The sequence below is a fragment of the Caballeronia sp. LZ019 genome (genome assembly GCF_031450825.1).
Lineage (GTDB): Bacteria > Pseudomonadota > Gammaproteobacteria > Burkholderiales > Burkholderiaceae > Caballeronia.
Window position 1 is genome coordinate 2,059,341 of the sequence record NZ_JARTVZ010000005.1, and the last position, 17,591, is coordinate 2,076,931.

Annotated in this window: 15 protein-coding genes; 8 read left to right on the forward strand and 7 right to left on the reverse strand. The window is 66.0% G+C overall.

Annotated elements, in window-relative coordinates; all coding sequences use genetic code 11:
• Positions 1–90: 90 nt before the first annotated feature.
• From P9255_RS23075 to P9255_RS23110, 8 genes are all read left to right on the forward strand, one after another.
• Complete coding sequence (locus tag P9255_RS23075; protein WP_309763045.1) at positions 91–798, forward strand: DUF4136 domain-containing protein; 708 nt, start codon at positions 91–93, stop codon at positions 796–798.
• 108 nt (positions 799–906) lie between these two features.
• Complete coding sequence (locus tag P9255_RS23080) at positions 907–1,623, forward strand: CDP-alcohol phosphatidyltransferase family protein (protein ID WP_309763044.1); 717 nt, start codon at positions 907–909, stop codon at positions 1,621–1,623.
• Positions 1,620–2,432 (forward strand): 2OG-Fe(II) oxygenase, encoded by an 813-nt coding sequence (locus P9255_RS23085; protein WP_309763043.1) that lies wholly within the window; start codon positions 1,620–1,622, stop codon positions 2,430–2,432. The genes P9255_RS23080 and P9255_RS23085 overlap by 4 nt, the downstream gene beginning before the upstream one ends.
• Positions 2,429–3,445 (forward strand): flippase-like domain-containing protein, encoded by a 1,017-nt coding sequence (locus P9255_RS23090; RefSeq protein WP_309763042.1) that lies wholly within the window; start codon positions 2,429–2,431, stop codon positions 3,443–3,445. Before P9255_RS23085 ends, P9255_RS23090 begins: the two co-directional genes overlap by 4 nt.
• Before the next feature lie 24 nt (positions 3,446–3,469).
• Entirely contained in the window at positions 3,470–4,258 is a 789-nt protein-coding gene (locus tag P9255_RS23095) for a phosphocholine cytidylyltransferase family protein (protein WP_309763041.1), read from the forward strand.
• Between the two features lie 24 nt (positions 4,259–4,282).
• The gene (gene aepX / locus P9255_RS23100) at positions 4,283–5,980 is read left to right on the forward strand and encodes a phosphoenolpyruvate mutase (RefSeq protein WP_309763040.1); all 1,698 of its coding nucleotides are present in this window, start codon (positions 4,283–4,285) and stop codon (positions 5,978–5,980) included.
• Positions 5,973–7,151: a phosphonopyruvate decarboxylase gene (gene aepY / locus P9255_RS23105; protein ID WP_309763039.1), complete on the forward strand. Its 1,179-nt coding sequence runs from the start codon at positions 5,973–5,975 to the stop codon at positions 7,149–7,151. Before aepX ends, aepY begins: the two co-directional genes overlap by 8 nt.
• Complete coding sequence (locus P9255_RS23110) at positions 7,151–8,215, forward strand: 2-aminoethylphosphonate aminotransferase (RefSeq protein ID WP_309763038.1); 1,065 nt, start codon at positions 7,151–7,153, stop codon at positions 8,213–8,215. The genes aepY and P9255_RS23110 overlap by 1 nt, the downstream gene beginning before the upstream one ends.
• Here P9255_RS23110 and P9255_RS23115 read toward each other — a convergent pair whose 3' ends face one another.
• The 7 genes from P9255_RS23115 to xdhA all read right to left on the reverse strand — a co-directional run bounded on the left by P9255_RS23115 (position 8,216) and on the right by xdhA (position 17,564).
• On the reverse strand, positions 8,216–8,695 hold the full coding sequence (locus tag P9255_RS23115; protein ID WP_309790475.1) for a hypothetical protein: 480 nt from the start codon (positions 8,693–8,695) through the stop codon (positions 8,216–8,218).
• 123 nt (positions 8,696–8,818) lie between these two features.
• Complete coding sequence (gene guaD / locus P9255_RS23120; RefSeq protein WP_309763036.1) at positions 8,819–10,147, reverse strand: guanine deaminase; 1,329 nt, start codon at positions 10,145–10,147, stop codon at positions 8,819–8,821.
• Between the two features lie 29 nt (positions 10,148–10,176).
• Entirely contained in the window at positions 10,177–11,547 is a 1,371-nt protein-coding gene (locus tag P9255_RS23125; protein WP_309763035.1) for an NCS2 family permease, read from the reverse strand.
• Between the two features lie 37 nt (positions 11,548–11,584).
• Positions 11,585–12,607: an adenosine deaminase gene (locus P9255_RS23130; RefSeq protein ID WP_309763034.1), complete on the reverse strand. Its 1,023-nt coding sequence runs from the start codon at positions 12,605–12,607 to the stop codon at positions 11,585–11,587.
• Between the two features lie 25 nt (positions 12,608–12,632).
• The gene (gene xdhC, locus P9255_RS23135) at positions 12,633–13,664 is read right to left on the reverse strand and encodes a xanthine dehydrogenase accessory protein XdhC (protein ID WP_309763033.1); all 1,032 of its coding nucleotides are present in this window, start codon (positions 13,662–13,664) and stop codon (positions 12,633–12,635) included.
• A gap of 43 nt (positions 13,665–13,707) precedes the next feature.
• A complete protein-coding gene (gene xdhB / locus P9255_RS23140) occupies positions 13,708–16,074 on the reverse strand; it encodes a xanthine dehydrogenase molybdopterin binding subunit (protein WP_309763032.1) in 2,367 nt (788 codons plus the stop codon).
• The gene (gene xdhA / locus P9255_RS23145; protein ID WP_309763031.1) at positions 16,071–17,564 is read right to left on the reverse strand and encodes a xanthine dehydrogenase small subunit; all 1,494 of its coding nucleotides are present in this window, start codon (positions 17,562–17,564) and stop codon (positions 16,071–16,073) included. Before xdhA ends, xdhB begins: the two co-directional genes overlap by 4 nt.
• Positions 17,565–17,591 lie beyond the last annotated feature (27 nt).

Below are 17,591 nucleotides of genomic sequence, written 5' to 3' on the forward strand. Positions count from 1 at the left end.
CGGCTGGACGTCGTGAGTCCGATGCGAGCCGGCAAGGCTGGCAAGTGCTATCTATAACTAAGAAGGGCAGTTGACCAAGTGAGGAAGACCATGAATCTCCCGAAGTTTCCCCGGACGCTTGTTCGCGCCGTCTGCCTACTGGGCGCGCTGTGGCTCGCGGGCTGCACGAGCTACGTTCAGACTCGCGTGACCGCCTTCTCGGACTGGTCCGGCAGCGACGCGAACCGCACCTACGCGTTCGCGCGCACGCCCGAGCAGCAGAACAGCATCGAACAGGCAACCTACGAAGTGCTCGTCGCGAACGAGCTGGCGAGATATGCGTTCAAGCACGCGCCTGAAGGAAGCGCGCATTATGAAGTGGCGCTCGCGTATTCGGTGCGCGGCGATCTGCTGACCGTGCGTCAGCCCGTCTATTACGATCCGTGGCCGATGTACGGCTACTACGGCCGCCCGTTCTGGGGACCGTGGGGCGGCATGGGGCCGTACGGTCCGTGGGGACCGACGGGCTATGTCGACCAGAGCTATCCGGTCTTTATCCACGCGCTGCAGATTCGCATGACCGACCGCACGACGGGCCGCGAGGTCTACAAGGTGAGCGCGGTCAATTCGACCGGCGATGCGTCGCTCTTTCACGCGATGCCCTATCTCGCCCGCAGCGCGCTCGCCGATTTCCCGCTCGGCAACGGCACCGTGCGCACGGTGACGCTGCCCGTGGATCAGAGCGGCGGCGTCGGTAACGAAACGGCGGCGTCGGTCGGCTCGAACGCCGGCGGCGCTGCGGCCAAAAACGTCGAGTGAAACGGGCTGGGTGAAACCCGGCGAACCCTGACGGAACGGGGCGTTCGCAGTCGCCGGCGGCAGCCCGCACCCATGCAGTGCGGCCCGATTAGCGATATATTCGCGGTCATGACTAAACCGTGTCCGCCCGACCCCAAAACCGTTCCGAAGCCCTCCACGTGGGACGCGCGGCTCGCCCGCGCGCTGGTCACGCCGCTCGTCGGCACGCCCGTCACGCCGAACCATCTGACGACGCTGCGCCTTGTTATCGGCCTCGCGGGAGCGTACTGCCTTTCCCTCGGCGATTTCTGGCTCTGCACGCTCGGCGCGTTGCTGATCGCGCTGTCCAATTTCGTCGATCACACCGATGGCGAGCTCGCGCGCATCAGCGGCCAGTCGAGTAAAATCGGGCACTTTTACGACCTCGCGTCCGACGCGCTCATTACCGTGCTGCTGTTTGTCGGCATCGGTTTCTATGTGGCGGAGCATCATCCGTCGATGGCTGCGGCGGCGCAGTGGCTCGGCGGCGTCGCGGGCGTTGCGGTCGCGATCATTTTCTTCTTGCGCATGCGCGTCGAGTCGATGGTCGGCAAGTCCGGCACGAGGCAGGCTTCGATGGGCGGCTTCGAGACCGAAGACGTGCTGTACCTGCTGCCGGTCGTGACGATCCTCAACGGCATGACGCCGTTCCTGATCGCCGCATGCATCGGCGCGCCGCTGTTCGCGGTGTATGTCGCGGTGGACTATCGGCGGGTCGTGAGAAGCGTGCATGCCAACGCACAGGCCGCACAGGCCACACAAGCTGCGCAGGCGAAGGACGGCAACGATTTCCAGGCGGTGAGATGAGCGATACGGCAACCCCGGTCAACAACCTGCAACACGAACAGCATGCAACGCACGCCGGCCGTCCCACGCGGGACGAAATCGACGCCACGCTGAACGCCCGGCTCGCGGGGCTGCAGACGCCCAAGCTGCATGCGGACTACGAGAAGCAGGGCTCCTTCCTCTATCTCGACGACTTCCTGCCGCGCGAATACACCGAACGCCTGATCGCCGCCGTTCACGACGTGACGCCGGCCGTGAACCGCAACTATCTGCCGGGTCACAAGGCGGGCGGCAGCGTGAGCCGCCACACGCTCGACAAGCTCGCGCCGTTCATCGCGGACCTGTACCGGTCCGAGGCGCTCATCAAGTGGCTCGAAGCCATCAGCGGCGACAAGCTGCAGCTCTCGCCCGAAGACGACCCGCACGCCTACGCGCTGTATTTCTACACGCGTCCGGGCGATCACATCGGCTGGCACTACGATACCTCGTACTACAACGGCCGCCGCTACACGATGCTGCTCGGCGTCGTCGACCATTCTTCCTGCCGCCTCGACTACGAACTGCACACGCGCACGCCGAACGCGACGCCCGAGCCCGGCTCGGTGCAGTATCCGCCGGGCGCGCTGGTGTTCTTCGACGGCGACAAGCTGCGCCATCGCGTCACGCCGCTCGGCGAGAACGAAATGCGCGTGTCGCTCACGTTCGAATACGTGACGAATCCGAACATGCGGCCGTTCCAGCGCTTCATTTCGAACATGAAGGATTCGATCGCCTACTTCGGCTTCCGGCAGGTCTTTCGCCGCAAGGGCGGCAAGAACGGACAGGCATGAGCCGCGCCGGAACGTTCATGCTGTCGGTCGGCGTGGTGTTGTTCATCGCGCTGCTCGGCTGGCAGGGCTTCGGTTCGGTGGCGTCAACGCTCGCCGCAGCGGGCTGGGGTCTCGTCGCGGTCGCGGCCTTTCACTTCGTGCCGCTCATGCTCGATGCCGGCGCGATCAGCGTGCTCTTCTCAGGCAAGCAACGCGATGTCTCCCTGCGCGATGCGCTGCTCGCGCGCTGGGCGGGCGAATCGGTCAATAGCCTGATGCCCGCAGGCCAGATCGGCGGGCCGATGCTGATGGTCCGCCATCTCTCGCAGCGCGGCATGCGTGCGCGCGACGCCGCCGCCGTCATTACGGTCAGCACGACGATGCAGACGGTCGGCCAACTGATCTTCGCGCTCGTCGGCGTCGTGCTGCTCACGGATCACGCGGCGGGCGGATCGTCGACCGTCGTGTCGATCGCAGTGCTGGCGGTCGTCGCCGTGATCGGCGCGCTCATTTTCGGCTTCTATCTCGCGCAACGGCGGGGCCTCTTCGGCCGCGCGATGCGCTTCGTCTCCGGCATCGCGGCGCGCTTCTCGAAGAAGCGCGACTGGTCGTCGCTGGTTTCCCGCGCCGAAGCGGTGGACACCGCCGTGCACGCGCTCTATCGCGAGCGCGGCAAGGTCGCCGCGAGCTTCGGCCTGAGCCTCATCGGATGGATCGTCGGCACCGGCGAAGTGTGGCTTGCGCTGAACGTGCTCGGCCATCCGGTCGGGCTGACCGAAGCGCTGCTGCTCGAAAGCCTCGGCCAGGCGATTCGCGGCGCGGCCTTCATGATTCCCGGCTCGCTCGGCGTGCAGGAGGGCGGCTATCTGCTGCTCGCGCGGCTCGTCGGCCTGCCGCCCGAAGCGGCGCTCGCGCTGTCGCTCGCCAAGCGCGCGCGGGAACTGCTGCTCGGCGTGCCGGGCATCGTCTATTTGCATTTCGTTGAGAAGGGCTGGCAGCGCCGCCGTCTTGCGCGCGTGCCGGACATCGACTGATCACCCTCGAAGAGAAACACAAGCATGCGCGCAATCATTCTTGCGGCCGGGATGGGCTCGCGTCTCGGTCAGCCCGACGGCCAGCAAAAACCGAAGTGTCTGCTGCGCTTCAAGGACAACATGGGCGACGGTTCGGGCGATGCCTCGCTGCTCGAACGCCATCTGCATTTTCTGAAGAACGCGGGCGTCGACGAAATCGTCTTCGTGACGGGCTACAAGCACGAGCAGATCGATGCGGAACTCGCGGGCATCGACTGGAAGCCGCGGACTTCGACCATCGTGAACGACGAGTACACGCTCGGCAGCGTGCTGTCCGTCCACACGGCGCGCGATGCGATGACGCGCGGCGGCGACGTGCTGCTGATGGACGCGGACGTGCTCTACGATGAGCGCATCGTCGAGCCGCTCGTGGCGGGCGGCTCGGTGAACCGTCTGTTGATCGACCGCGATTTCGAAGCCGGCGACGAGCCGGTGAAGCTGTGCGTCGAGAACGGCGTGCCGGTCGAGCTGCGCAAGCAGGTGGCGGCGGGCCTCAAGTACGACACCATCGGCGAATCGGTCGGCTTCTTTCGCTTCGACGAAAAGACGGCCGCGCGTCTCGCCGATATCGTTGCGGACTACGTGCAGACGGGCCGCGCGAAGCTGCCGCACGAAGAAGCGGTGCGCGACCTTCTGCTAGAAAAACGCCACGTGTTCGATATCGCCGATGTCACCGGCGCACCGTGGATCGAGATCGACTTTCCGAACGACGTGAAGCGCGCGGCCGATGAAGTTCTGCCGCAACTGCATCCGCTGCGTCAGTTCGCAGGCTAAAAGGACAAGAGGAGCAATTCGACAATGAACGCACCACGCACTATCCCGGTTGGCTATTCGCGCACGATGCGCCTGCGCGAGATGCTCACGAGCAATCGCCTCGAATTCCTGATGGAAGCGCACAACGGCATTTCCGCGCGCATTGCGAAGGAAGCGGGCTTCAAGGCGATCTGGGGCTCGGGCCTTTCCATTTCCGCGCAGTTCGGCGTGCGCGACAACAACGAGGCGAGCTGGACGCAGGTCGTCGATAACCTCGAATTCATGGCGGACGCGAGCGATCTGCCGATCCTGCTCGACGGCGACACCGGCTACGGCAACTTCAACAACGTGCGCCGGCTGGTAAAGAAGCTGGAGCAGCGCGGCATCGCGGGCGTGTGCATCGAAGACAAGCAGTTTCCGAAGACCAACAGCTTCATCAACGGCGAAGCGCAGCCGCTCGCCGACATCGACGAATTCTGCGGCAAGATCAAGGCCGGCAAGGATTCGCAGAGCGATCCCAACTTTTCCATCGTCGCGCGTGTGGAAGCGCTGATCGCCGGCTGGGGGATGGAAGAGGCGCTGAAGCGCGCCGAGGCGTATCGCCAGGCGGGCGCGGACGCGATCCTCATTCACAGCAAGCTCTCGAAGCCCGACGAAATCCTCACGTTCGCCCGCGAATGGGCCGGGCGCGGTCCGCTCGTGATCGTGCCGACGAAGTACTACAGCACGCCGACCGACGTGTTCCGTCAGGCGGGCATCAGCACGGTGATCTGGGCGAATCATCTGATTCGCGGCGCGGTCTCCGCGATGCAGGCGATCGCCAAGGAAATCCACGACAGCGAGACGCTCGTCAATGTGGAAGACCGCATCGCGTCGGTGAACGAAATTTTCCGGCTGCAGGACGCGGACGAATATTCCGCCGCCGAGAACCTGTATCTGACGGCGGCCAACGAAAAGCGCGGCGCGGTCGTGCTGGCGGCGAGCCGCGGCGCGGGCCTGGAAGCGGTGACGGCGGATCGCCCGAAGGTGATGCTGCCGGTCGCGGGCAAGCCTCTGCTGCGCCATCTCGCGGAAGCGTTCAAGAAGGAAGGCATCAACGACATCACCGTGGTCGGCGGATATCGCGCGGACGCGATCGATGCGTCGGGCATTCGCCTCGTCGTCAACGAGCAGCACGAATCGACGGGCGAGCTCGCGTCGCTCGCGTGCGCGGCGAAGCACATCACCGGCGATACGGTCATCTCCTACGGCGACCTGCTGTTCCGAAGCTACATCCTGCGCGATCTGGTCGAATCGGAAAGCGACTTCTGCGTCGTCGTCGATTCGTCGCAGACGCCGCACGCGGGCGCATCCGCGACTGACTTCGCCTATTGCTCGACCGCCGACGACCGCGCGCTTTTCGGCCACAAAGTGTGGCTCGAAAGCGTGGTCGGCGCGGGGCAGGCGCTGACCGAAAGCCGCGCGCCGCAAGGCCGCTGGATGGGCCTCATCAACGTGCGGGCGGGCGCGCGCGAGCGTTTCACTGCGACGCTCTCGCAGCTTCGGCAACGCCCCGACTTCGACACTCTCGACATGGCCGCGCTGCTCAACGCGCTGATCGCGTCGGGCGAGAAGGTGGAAGTGCAGTACGTGCACGGCCACTGGCGCGGCGTCAACGACCTCGACGACTTCCGCCGCGCCGGCGATTTCGCGCACGGTCAGACGCCCATCGGTTCGGAAGGATTGGAGAACGCGCATGATTGAAGCAGCGGAGTTCGTCGAAGCGGCGCGCGCGCACGGCTTCGACTGGTATGCGGGCGTGCCGTGCTCGTTTCTCACGCCGTTCATCAACTACGTGTTGCAGGACGAATCGCTGCATTACGTGTCGGCGGCCAATGAGGGCGACGCCGTCGCGCTGATCGCCGGCGTCGCGCTCGGCGCCGGAAACGAGGCGGGCAAGCGTCGCGGCATCGCGATGATGCAGAACTCGGGCCTCGGCAATGCGGTGAGCCCGCTGACGTCGCTCACGTGGACGTTCCGGCTGCCGCAGCTTCTGATCGTCACGTGGCGCGGACAGCCGGGCGTCGCCGACGAACCGCAGCACGCGCTGATGGGCCCGATCACGCCGCAGATGCTCGACACGATGGAAATCGCGTGGGAGCTGTTCCCGACCGAAAGCGATGCGATCGGTCCGGCGCTCCATCGCGCGACCGAGTACATGGACCGCACCGGCCGTCCGTATGCGCTCGTGATGCAGAAGGGCAGCGTCGCACCTTATGAGCTGAAGAAGACCGGCCTGTCCGGCGTGCACGCATCTGGCGAACCGGCCGCCGTCGCGCGCTTCGATGGCGAGCGCGTGTCGCGCCGCGATGCGCTCCGGCGCGTGATCGCGAGGACGCCGAAGGATTCGACCGTCGTGCTCGCATCGACGGGCTTTTGCGGCCGCGAACTGTACGCAATCGACGACCGCGAGAACCAGCTCTATCTGGTCGGCTCGATGGGCTGCGTCACGCCGATGGCGCTCGGTCTCGCGCTCTCGCGGCCGGACCTCACCGTGGTCGCGCTCGATGGCGACGGCGCGGCGCTGATGCGCATGGGCGCGTTCGCGACGCTCGGCGCCTATGGCCCGTCGAACCTGCTGCATCTGCTGCTCGACAACGGCGCGCACGAATCGACGGGCGGACAGGCGACCGTCTCGCGCGGCGTCGACTTTGCGTCGATCGCATCGGCGTGCGGCTACGCCCTCGCGCTCGATGGCGACGACATCGGCGTGATCGATCGCCTGTTCGAAGCCGATGCCGCAGCCGATGCCCGCCGAGGCGCACGCTTCGCGCGGCTGTCGATCGACACCGGCACGCCCGCTGACCTGCCGCGCCCGAAGATCACGCCCGAGGACGTGCGCGCGCGCCTGCAACGACACATCGGAGAACGCTGATGCTGCTGCTCAATCCCGGTCCCGTCACGCTGACCGAGCGCGTGCGCAAGAGCCTGCTGCAAACGGACCTGTGCCATCGCGAGCCCGAGTTCTTCGATCTTCAGGACGAAGCGAGAACGCGCCTCGTCGCCGCCTATGAACTCGATCCCGCGAAGTGGACCGCCGTGCTGATGACCGGCTCCGGCACGGCCGCCGTCGAAAGCATGGTGGCGGGCATCGTGCCGGAAGGCGGGCGTCTGCTTATCGTGGAGAACGGCGTCTACGGCGACCGCATCGCGCAGATTGCGAAGCAGTACGGCATCGAGCATGAAGTCGTGAAATACGAGTGGATGCAGGCGCCCGACATCGACGCGATCGTCGCGATGATCGACGCCCGGGCGTTCACGCACGTCGCGATCATCCATCACGAGACGACGACCGGCCGCCTCAACGCCATCGATGCGCTGTCGCGCGCGTGCGCCGCGCGCGGCGTGGGCTTGCTTGTCGACGGCGTCAGCAGCTTCGGCGCGGAAGCAATCGATTTCGACGGCGGGGGCATCGTCGCGGTGGCGGCGACGGCGAACAAGTGCCTGCACGGCGTGCCCGGCGCGGCGTTCGTGATCGTCCGGCGCGATGCGCTGGAGAAGGCCGCGAGCCGCACGTACTACCTCGGCATCGCGCGGCTCGCGAAGCTGCAGGACGAGCGCAACACGCCGTTCACGCCGTCGGTGCATGCGTACTATGCGCTCGTCGAAGCGCTGCGCGAGTTCGAGGACGAGGGCGGCTGGCGCGCTCGGCATGCCCGCTATGCGGCGCTCGCCGAGCAGGTGCGCGCGGGGCTGGCCACGCTCGGCATCGAAGGCGCGTTGCCGGCGGAGGAATCGTCGGTGGTGTTGCGCGCGTACCGGCTGCCCGAAGGCGTCACGTACGAGACGCTGCACGATGCGCTCAAGGCCAGGGGCTTCGTGATCTACGCGGGGCAGGGCGGTTTGTCGAAGAGCCTGTTCCGCATCTCGACGATGGGCGCGCTCGCTGCGGGCGACATGGACCGGCTGATCGCAGCGGTCGGCGAACTGCTGCGCTGATCAGGGCTTGCAGAAGATCGCGGTGATGAACGGCGCGACGTGGTGCACCACCGCGTCGCTGCCGGCTTCGCGTACGCGCTGCTGCACTTCGTCATCGCCGCCCCACACGACTGCGCCATACGCCGCATCGCCAATCGGTTCGCCCTTTCCTTGCCTGAAGAGCGGATCGTCCTTCTGATACGCCACCAGCGCGTAGACCTTGAAGCCGTAAGCGGTCAGCGCCGCGCCTTTGACCGGCCGGAACGCGTTGATCGAATTCGGCTCGACGCGCATGGCTTTCTTTTCGAGCAGGCCTTCTTGCTGAAGCGGCGCGATGAAGTCATGCGGCGTCGACTTGCAGTCGAGTTGCGATTCGATGGCTGTCGCTGTCGCTGTCGCTGCCGCTGTCGCTGTCGCTGCCGCGTGCGCGAGCGACGGCGCGACGAAGGCGGTCAGCGCGAACGGCCAGGCAAGCGAGAATAGTCGAGCGGCGAGCGTCATGGCAAAGTGACGTGATGGGGTTCAGGCACTTTAACGACAACGCAAGAATCGTGCATGAGCCGCGCCGTCGCGAAGCCGGTTGGAACCCGATCGAACCCGACCGAAGCGGATCGAAGGCGCGCGTCAGGCTGCCAGTTCGAGCCTCGCCGTCTTGCGCTTGTCGCGCGAATGCACGCGTTTGCCCGCCGCATAGGTCTCGAACACCGCGCGATCGTCGCCTAGCAGCGCGAACGCGAACAGCAGTTCCTCGAGCGATTGGACGCGCGCCGTGCGCCGCGCAAGCAGCGGCGTCGCGGATGGATCGAGCACGACGAAATCCGCTTCGCTGCCCGCCGCGAGCGTGCCGATGGTGTCGTCGAGGTCGAGCACGCGCGCCGCGCCCGTCGTCGCGAGCCAGAACATGCGCGTCGCGGTCAGATGATGTCCCGTCAGCCGCGCGACCTTGTGCGCTTCGTTCATCGTCTGCAGCATCGAAAACGACGTGCCGCCGCCGACATCCGTCGCCAGCGCCACCGGCATCTTCGATGCGCCCGCTTTCTCGAAATCGAACAGGCCGCTGCCGAGAAAGAGGTTCGATGTCGGGCAGTGCGACGCCACCGCACCGGTTTCGGCCATGCGCTGACGGTCCGTATCGTCCAGATGGATGCAGTGTCCGTACACCGCGCGCCGCCGCAGCAAGTTGTAGTGATCGTAAATGTCGAGATAGCTGCGATGCCCCGGGAAGAGGCTCTCGACCCACTTGATCTCGTCCGTGTTCTCGGCGACGTGGCTCTGAATGAACACGTCGTTGTGCTTTTGCGCGAGCGCGCCGCACGCTTCGAGCTGCGCTTCCGTGGATGTCGGCGCGAAGCGCGGCGTCAACGCGTAATGCTGGCGTCCATGTCCATGCCAGCGCGCGATCAGTTCGGCGCTGTCGTCATAGCCGGATTGCGCGGTGTCGCGCAGGAACTCGGGGCAGTTGCGATCCATCAGCACCTTGCCCGCGACCATGCGCAGATTGCGCGCATCGCTTTCGGCGAAGAACGCATCGGCGGATTGCTTGTGGACGGTGCAGTAGACGAAGGCCGTCGTCGTGCCGCACGCGAGCAGTTCGTCGAGGAAAAAGCTCGCCGTTTCGCGTGCGACAGCGGCGTTCTCGAAGCCGCGTTCCACCGGAAACGTGTATGTGTTGAGCCACGGCAACAAGCCCGATGCCGGCGACGCGATCATGTCCGTCTGCGGATAGTGGATGTGCGAGTCGATGAAGCCCGGCACGATCAGCTTGTCTCGCATCGTGTGGAGAAACGCGTCGGCGTTCAGCCTGTCGCGCAGCGACGCATACGCGCCCGCCGCGCTCACCTTGCCGTTCTCGACGATCAGCAGGCCATCGGCCTCGTGCACCGCGCCGTCGGCGGCATGCGCGGGGTCATCGCGAAAGGTCAGCAACTGCGCGCGGTAGGCGGTCTGAGTCATGGTGCAACGTCTCCAGTTTCTAATAATGTCTACAGCTGCGTCAGCAGCAGAACCGAGAATGCCGCGATGATCCACATCGCCGGCTTGATTTCCCTCGCGCGGCCCGTCGCCGACTTCAGCACGACGAACGCGATGAAGCCGTAGGCGACGCCATCCGTGATCGAGTACGTGAGCGGGATCAGGATCATCGCGAGGAACGCGGGAATGGCTTCATCGAAGCGATGCCACTCGATCTTCGTGATCGCTTCCATCATGAACACGCCGACGAGCACCAGCGCGGGCGCCGTGGCGATCGCCGGAACGAGCGACAAGAGCGGCGAGAGAAAGAGGAAAGGCAGGAAACACAGGCCTGCGACGACTGCGACGAGGCCCGTGCGCCCGCCCGCCGAGATGCCCGCCGCCGATTCGATGTACGCGTTTGCCGGACTCGTGCCGAGCGGCGCGGAAACGAGCGCCGAGAAGGCGTCGACCGTCATCGACTGGCGGATGTTGCGCGGATTGCCTTTCTCGTCGTACAGCTTGCCGGCCTCGGAGATGGCCATGAACGTGGAGAGCGCATCGAAGAACGACGTGAACAGCATCACGAAGATGAACGGCCAGTAGACCACCTTGAGCGCGCCGAAGAGGTCCAGTTGCCCGATGCCCGAGAAGTCCGGCGCGGAGAAGAGGCCGTTCCAGTTGACGAGCGTTTTCGTGGCGATGGCGGCGGGCCAGTACGCGGTGCCGTCGCCCCAGACGCGGCCGATCGGAATCGCGATGATCGTCGTGAATACGATGCCGAGCATCAGCGCGCCGGTGACTTTGCGGGCGACGAGAATCGTCGTGACGGCGAGGCCGACGAGGAACGTGACGACGACCGGATTGAGCGACGCCGAATGCACGATGGTCACCGGATCGCCGACGACGAACTTCGCGTTCACGAGCCCGATCAGGCTGATGAAAAGCCCGATGCCGCACGACACCGCATGGCGCAGGTTGGCGGGAATCGCATCGACGACGAGCTTGCGCGCGTTGAACATCGCGAGGATCGCGAAGATGACGCCGGCCCAGAACACGCAGCCGAGCGCGGTCTGCCACGGCATCTTGCCGCCGTGAACCATCACGAACGCGAAGAGCGCGTTCATGCCCATGCCGGGCGCGACGAGCACCGGATTGCGCGCATAGAGGCCCATCGCGCAGCTGCCGAGAAAACTGACGATGACGGTGGCCGTGAGCGCGGCGGGAAACGGCACGCCCGCCTGCGACAGAATGCCGGGATTGACCACGATGATGTACATCGCGGTGAGAAACGTCGTGATGCCCGCGACGACTTCCGTCTTCGTGCGCGATCCCGCCGCGCGAATGCCGAAGAAGCGCTCGAGCGCGGTGGTGTCGCGTTGAGTTGTTGCAGTGGTTTCCATCGTGTTTCTTGTTTCTGTGTAGTGCGGATTGAGGCGGTTACTGCTTCCAGTGTGCGTCGAGGCGCGCGATCATGCCGTCGCGTTCCTCCGCGCTTACGAACGACGCTTCGAGACTGTTGCGCAAGAGCGTGTAGACCTCTTTGTCCGAGAGCTTGAGCGCATCGACGATGGCGAAGTAGTTCGCGTTGACGTAGCCGCCGAAGTAGGCCGGATCGTCGGAATTGATCATCACGCGAACGCGCTGATCGAGCAGGTCCTTCAGCGTGTGCTTCGTCATGTCGTCAAACACGCAGAGCTTGATGTTCGACAGCGGGCAAACGGTGAGCGCAATGCGTTCGTCGGCGAGACGCGCGACGAGCTGCGCATCCTCGATGCTGCGCACGCCGTGATCGACGCGATCGACTTTCAGCAGATCGAGCGCTTCATAGACATACGACGGCGGGCCTTCCTCGCCCGCATGCGCGACGAGCTTCAGCCCGCGTGCGCGCGCCTTCGCGAACACGCGCTCGAATTTCGACGGCGGATGCCCGCGCTCCGACGAATCCAGCCCGACGCCGATCAGCCGGTGCGCGTACTTGTCGAAGAGCGGCAGCGCTTCCTCGAACGTGGCGAGCGCGTCTTCTTCGGACAGATGGCGCAGGAAGCACAGGATGAGGCGCGAACTCAGGCCGCGCGTCTCGGCTTCGGCGAGCGCGCCTTCGATTCCCGCGACGACCGTTTCGATCGATACGCCGCGCTCCGTGTGCGTCTGCGGATCGAAGAAGATTTCCGCATGCGCGACGTGGTCCTCGAGCGCGCGCTCGACATAGGCCATCGTCATGTCGTAGAAGTCCTGCTCGGTGAGCAGCACGCTCGCGCCGGCGTAGTAGATGTCGAGGAACGATTGCAGGTCCGTGAACGCATACGCGGCGCGCAAGGCTTCGATGGAGCCGTACGCGAGCTTCACGTTGTTGCGTTTGGCCAGTTCGAAGATCAGCTCGGGCTCGAGCGATCCTTCGATATGGATATGCAGTTCCGCCTTGGGCGCGTGCGCGATCTTGTCGGCGAGTGTGGGATTCATGGGGCTTTCTTCTTGGGGCTTGGGTTTATACGGTTTGCTGCGGGGACTGGGACGACTGCGACGACGCATGCGCCATGTTGGCTTCGACCGCCTGCAGCAGTTGGGCTGCCGCTGCGACGGCGATCACTTCGGGCGCTTTATCGACGATGCCGCCGATGCCGATCGGACACACCATCCGTCCGATGCGCGCGGGGTCGATGCCGCGCGCCGCCAGCCGATGCTCGAACTGCCTGCGCTTCGTGTGCGAGCCGATCATGCCGAAGAACGCGAAGTCGCCGCGCGCGAGAATGCGCTCGGCCAGCACGAGATCGACCGCATGGTTGTGCGTCATCACGATGAAATACGTGCCGGGCGGCGCGTTGTCGACAGCTTCGTCGGGCGCGTCGTTCGGCTCGATCTTCACGTTCGCGGGAACGAATGGCGCAGCGGGGAAAGCGGCGTCGCGTTCATCGACCCACGTGACGCGGCAGGGCAGCGTCGCGAGCACGCGCACGAGCGCCGCGCCCACATGACCCGCACCGAACAGCACCAAGTTGAAGTCGCGCGGCGCGATGGTTTCGGTGAGCAATGCGCCGCTTTCATCGAAACCCGCGCCGTCCCACAGCAGGCAGTCGGTGTCCTGCGCGCCCGGCTCGGGATCGGAGAGCATGACCGCATCGGGCAGCGGCGCGAAGGAAACGCTGCGCACCGTCGACAGACGTTGCGCGGTGCGTTTCGCAAGCGATGTCACCCAGTTCAGGTCCGATACGTCGAGCCGCTCGAACGCGAGCACCACGGCGCCGCCGCAGCACTGGCCGAGGCTCGGGCCGAGCGCGAAACGCTCGAGCCGGCGCATGCGCTGCATGTGCATGCCGTCCTTCAGCACTTGCCGGGCGGTTTCGATCGCCTTCCATTCGAGATGGCCGCCGCCGATGGTATGGCGGGCGTCCTCGCGCGTGACGATCATCTTCGTGCCCGGCTCGCGCGGCGCGGAGCCTTCGACACGCGCGACCGTCACGAGCACGACGGCGTCGCCGTGCGCGAGCAGGTGTTGCAGGTCGGTCAGCCAAACTTGCATCGATGGAGCTCCGGAAAGGATCGTGTTTGCGTCGTCGCAGGCGCTAGTTTACCGGGCGCTCGCCTTGCGCTTCGGCGGCGAGCGAATCGAGCGCGTCGAGGATCGCTTCCGGCGTCGCGGGCGCGCGCAGTTTCGGCGCGTTCGGCGCATCGGGCGCGGACGCCGCAATCGCCGCGCGGATCGCGAGCAGCACCGAAAACGACAGCAACAGCGGCGGCTCGCCGACCGCCTTCGAGCGGAAGATCGTCGGCTCGGCGTTGTCGTTGCGGTACAGGGCGACGTTGAACGCGGCGGGGGTATCGTTGACGGCGGGAATCTTGTATGTGGACGGCGCGTGGGTCATCAAGCGGCCATCGCGGTTCCACCACAATTCCTCGGTCGTGAGCCAGCCCATGCCCTGGATGAAGCCGCCTTCCACTTGCCCGATGTCGATGGCCGGGTTGATCGAGCGCCCCGCGTCGTGGAGCAGATCGGCGCGCAAGAGCTTCCATTCGCCGGTGAGCGTATCGACGACGACTTCCGATACCGCCGCGCCGTACGCGAAGTAATAGAACGGATGGCCGGTGAGCGTCTTCGCGTCCCAATGGACTTTCGGCGTCGCGTAGAAGCCGTCGGACCACAGTTGCACGCGCGCGAGATAGGCAGCCGCGACGAGCTGTTCGAAGGGCATCTGTCCGCCGTTCGATGCGACCACGCCGCCGCCGAAACGCACGTCCGCCGCCGCGCCGCCGAGCTGCTTCGCCGCGAGTTCGGCGAGCCGCATGCGGATTGTGAGCGCGGCGTCTTCCGCAGCCTTGCCGTTCAGATCGCTGCCGGTCGATGCCGCCGTCGCCGAAGTATTCGCAACTTTCGACGTATCGGTGGCCGTCACGCGCACCCGCGCGATGCCGATGCCGAACACGCTCGCCACGACCTGCGCGACCTTCGTGTTCAACCCCTGGCCCATTTCGGTGCCGCCGTGGTTCACGAGCACGGAGCCGTCCTTGTAGACGTGCACGAGCGCGCCCGCCTGATTCAGGAACGGCACATTGAACGAGATGCCGAATTTGACCGGCGTGAACGCGATGCCGCGCTTGAGCACGCCGCTCGCCGCATTGAACGCAGCAATCGCGGCGCGGCGCGCGGCGTAATCGCTCGAGGCGATCAGCGCATCGGTCAGCGGCGCGATCACGTTGTCCGCGACGGGCTGGCCGTACGGCGTCACGTCGCGCTCGCCGATGCCGTAGAAATTCGCGCGCCGCACGTCGAGCGGATCGCGCTTCAGGCGATGCGCGATTTCATCGAGCATTACTTCCATCACGAGCGCGCCCTGAGGCCCGCCGAAGCCGCGAAACGCCGTGTTGGACTGCGTGTGGGTCTTGCAGCAGTACGCGCGGATATCGACATCGCTCAGGTAGTACGCGTTGTCGAAGTGGCAGACCGCGCGCGTTGCCACCGCGCCCGACAGGTCCGCCGAGTATCCCGCTCTCAGCGCGATCTCGACGCGCGCGCCGGTGATGCGGCCATCGTCGTCGAAGCCCGCTTCGTATTCGTAGACCGCGTCGTGGCGCTTGCCGGTGATCATGAAGTCGTCGTCGCGATCGGCGCGCAGCTTGACGGGGCGCTTGAGCACATGCGCCGCCAGAGACGCGACGCAGGCGAACACCGCCGATTGCGATTCTTTTCCGCCGAATCCGCCGCCCATGCGCCGGCATTCGCACACGACGGCGTGCGACGGCCAGTCGAGCATGTGCGCGACGACCTGCTGCATTTCGCTCGGATGCTGCGTCGAACTGTAGACGAGCATGCCGTCCGATTCCTTCGGCACGGCATACGCCACTTGTCCTTCGAGATAGAACTGCTCCTGCCCGCCGACTTCGAATTCCCCGGCGATGCGATGCTTCGCCTGCGCGATGCGCGCTTGCGGATCGCCGCGCGTGAGGCGCAGCGGCGGCAAGACGAACTGATGGCGCGCCCTGGCTTCGCGCGGCGTCAGCACGGCTTCCAGCGGCTCGTAGCGCACGACGTCGCCGCTGCGGGCGAGCGCGGCGGCGCGGCGCGCGAGATCGTGTGTTTCGGCGATGACCGCGAAAACCGGCTGGCCGAGATACTGCACTTCGCCGGTCGCAAGGATCGGATCGTCGTGGAGCACCGGGCCGCAGTTGTTCTCGCCGGGGATGTCGGCGGCGGTCAGCACGGCGATCACGCCCGGCGCGGCGCGCACGGCGTCGAGGTCGAGCGAAACGATGCGCGCATGTGCGTGTCGCGACAAGCCGAGCGCCGCGTGCAGCGTGCCGCGCAACTCGGCGATGTCGTCGGTGTAAATGGCTTCGCCGCTCACGTGCAGCGCCGCCGACTCGTGCGGCAGCGCGGCGCCCGCGGCCTGTTGCGCGGCGACGTCGAATGCGACCGGCTCGCTTGCCTTGTTCATGGCTGCCCCTCGGAAACCGATGCGTGCGCGCCGTAAGCGAACGCGTTGACTTCGGCGAGCGCGAGCGGCGCGTCGGCACGCGTCTCCAGATAAAAGCGCCACAGCACGTTGCGCGCCACCTTCGCGCGATACGCGCTCGATGCGCGCATGTCGGTGAGCGGCTGGAAGTCGCTGTCGAGCGCGGTCATCGCGGCGCGCACGCTGACGTCGGTCCAGTCGTGGCCGATCAGCGCGGCTTCCGCCTGCGGCGCGCGCTTCGGTGTCGCCGCCATCCCGCCGAACGCGATACGCGCGTCCGTCACGCGCTTCGCATCGTCGAGGCGGATCGCAAAGGCCGCACAGACGGCGGAAATGTCCTGGTCGTATCGCTTCGACACCTTGTAGGTGCGAAACCGCAGATCGGTGCTCGGGCGCGGCACGCGGATCGCCGCGACGAATTCGCCCGCCGCGAGCGCGGTCTTCTGATACGCGAGGTAGAACGCATCGAGCGGGAGCGTGCGCGTCGAGTCGCCGTGTTGCAGGACGACTTCGGCGTCGAGCGCGATGAGCGCGGGCATCGAATCGCCGATGGGCGAGCCGTTCGCGACGTTGCCGCCGAGCGTGCCCGCGTTGCGGATGGGCCGCGAGGCGAAGCGCGTCCACAGTTCCGCGAGTTCGGGATGATCGACGGTCAGCGCCGCATACGCGTCTTCGAGCGATGCCGCCGCGCCGATCGTCAGATGCTGCGGGTCGCGCTCGATGCGCTTCAGCTCGTCGACGTTGCCGATGAACAGGATATCGCCCAGATCGCGGAATTGCTTCGTGACCCACAGGCCGATGTCCGTGCTGCCTGCCAGCAGCCGCGCGCCCGGATTCGCTGCGCGCAGCCGCGCAAATTCGGCGCGCGTGACGGGCGCCCGGTACGTGCCGTATTCGAACGTCTCCGTGCGGCGGATCTGAGCCAGCGTGTGCTTGACCGCTTCGCGATCGAATGCCGGACGCGGATAGCCGAACATGCGCTCGGCGGCATCCACGATCGGCCGATACCCCGTGCAGCGGCATAAATTGCCCGAGATCGCGGTGGCGATTTCGTCGCGCGAGGGCGGGCCGGCATCGACGGGATGCGCCTGATAGAGCGCCCACAGCGACATCACGAAGCCCGGCGTGCAGAAGCCGCACTGCGAGCCGTGGCAATCGACGAGCGCCTGCTGCACCGGATGCAGCGCGCCATCGGCGCCACGCAGGTCTTCGACGGTGAAGAGCGCGCGTGAATCGAGCGTCGGCAAGAACTGGATGCACGCGTTGACGGCCTTGAGCACGAGTTCGCCGGCCGGATCGATCTCGCCGACGACGACCGTGCACGCGCCGCAATCGCCTTCGGCACAGCCTTCCTTCGTGCCGGTGCAAAGCTCGGTTTCGCGCAGATGCTGGAGGACCGTGCGCGTGGCGGGCGCGTCGCCGATTTCGCGGACGGCGCCGCGCCAGTAGAAGCGGATGGTTTGCGTTGTCATGAGCGAGCAGGGACATTGCGGACCGGG

Bases quoted from the DNA above. Each gene is read 5' to 3' on its own strand.
- P9255_RS23075 (WP_309763045.1), top strand. From the start codon at position 91: ATGAATCTCCCGAAGTTTCCCCGGACGCTTGTTCGCGCCGTCTGCCTA.
- P9255_RS23080 (WP_309763044.1), top strand. From the start codon at position 907: ATGACTAAACCGTGTCCGCCCGACCCCAAAACCGTTCCGAAGCCCTCC.
- P9255_RS23085 (WP_309763043.1), top strand. From the start codon at position 1,620: ATGAGCGATACGGCAACCCCGGTCAACAACCTGCAACACGAACAGCAT.
- P9255_RS23090 (WP_309763042.1), top strand. From the start codon at position 2,429: ATGAGCCGCGCCGGAACGTTCATGCTGTCGGTCGGCGTGGTGTTGTTC.
- P9255_RS23095 (WP_309763041.1), top strand. From the start codon at position 3,470: ATGCGCGCAATCATTCTTGCGGCCGGGATGGGCTCGCGTCTCGGTCAG.
- aepX (WP_309763040.1), top strand. From the start codon at position 4,283: ATGAACGCACCACGCACTATCCCGGTTGGCTATTCGCGCACGATGCGC.
- aepY (WP_309763039.1), top strand. From the start codon at position 5,973: ATGATTGAAGCAGCGGAGTTCGTCGAAGCGGCGCGCGCGCACGGCTTC.
- P9255_RS23110 (WP_309763038.1), top strand. From the start codon at position 7,151: ATGCTGCTGCTCAATCCCGGTCCCGTCACGCTGACCGAGCGCGTGCGC.
- P9255_RS23115 (WP_309790475.1), bottom strand. From the start codon at position 8,695: ATGACGCTCGCCGCTCGACTATTCTCGCTTGCCTGGCCGTTCGCGCTG.
- guaD (WP_309763036.1), bottom strand. From the start codon at position 10,147: ATGACTCAGACCGCCTACCGCGCGCAGTTGCTGACCTTTCGCGATGAC.
- P9255_RS23125 (WP_309763035.1), bottom strand. From the start codon at position 11,547: ATGGAAACCACTGCAACAACTCAACGCGACACCACCGCGCTCGAGCGC.
- P9255_RS23130 (WP_309763034.1), bottom strand. From the start codon at position 12,607: ATGAATCCCACACTCGCCGACAAGATCGCGCACGCGCCCAAGGCGGAA.
- xdhC (WP_309763033.1), bottom strand. From the start codon at position 13,664: ATGCAAGTTTGGCTGACCGACCTGCAACACCTGCTCGCGCACGGCGAC.
- xdhB (WP_309763032.1), bottom strand. From the start codon at position 16,074: ATGAACAAGGCAAGCGAGCCGGTCGCATTCGACGTCGCCGCGCAACAG.
- xdhA (WP_309763031.1), bottom strand. From the start codon at position 17,564: ATGACAACGCAAACCATCCGCTTCTACTGGCGCGGCGCCGTCCGCGAA.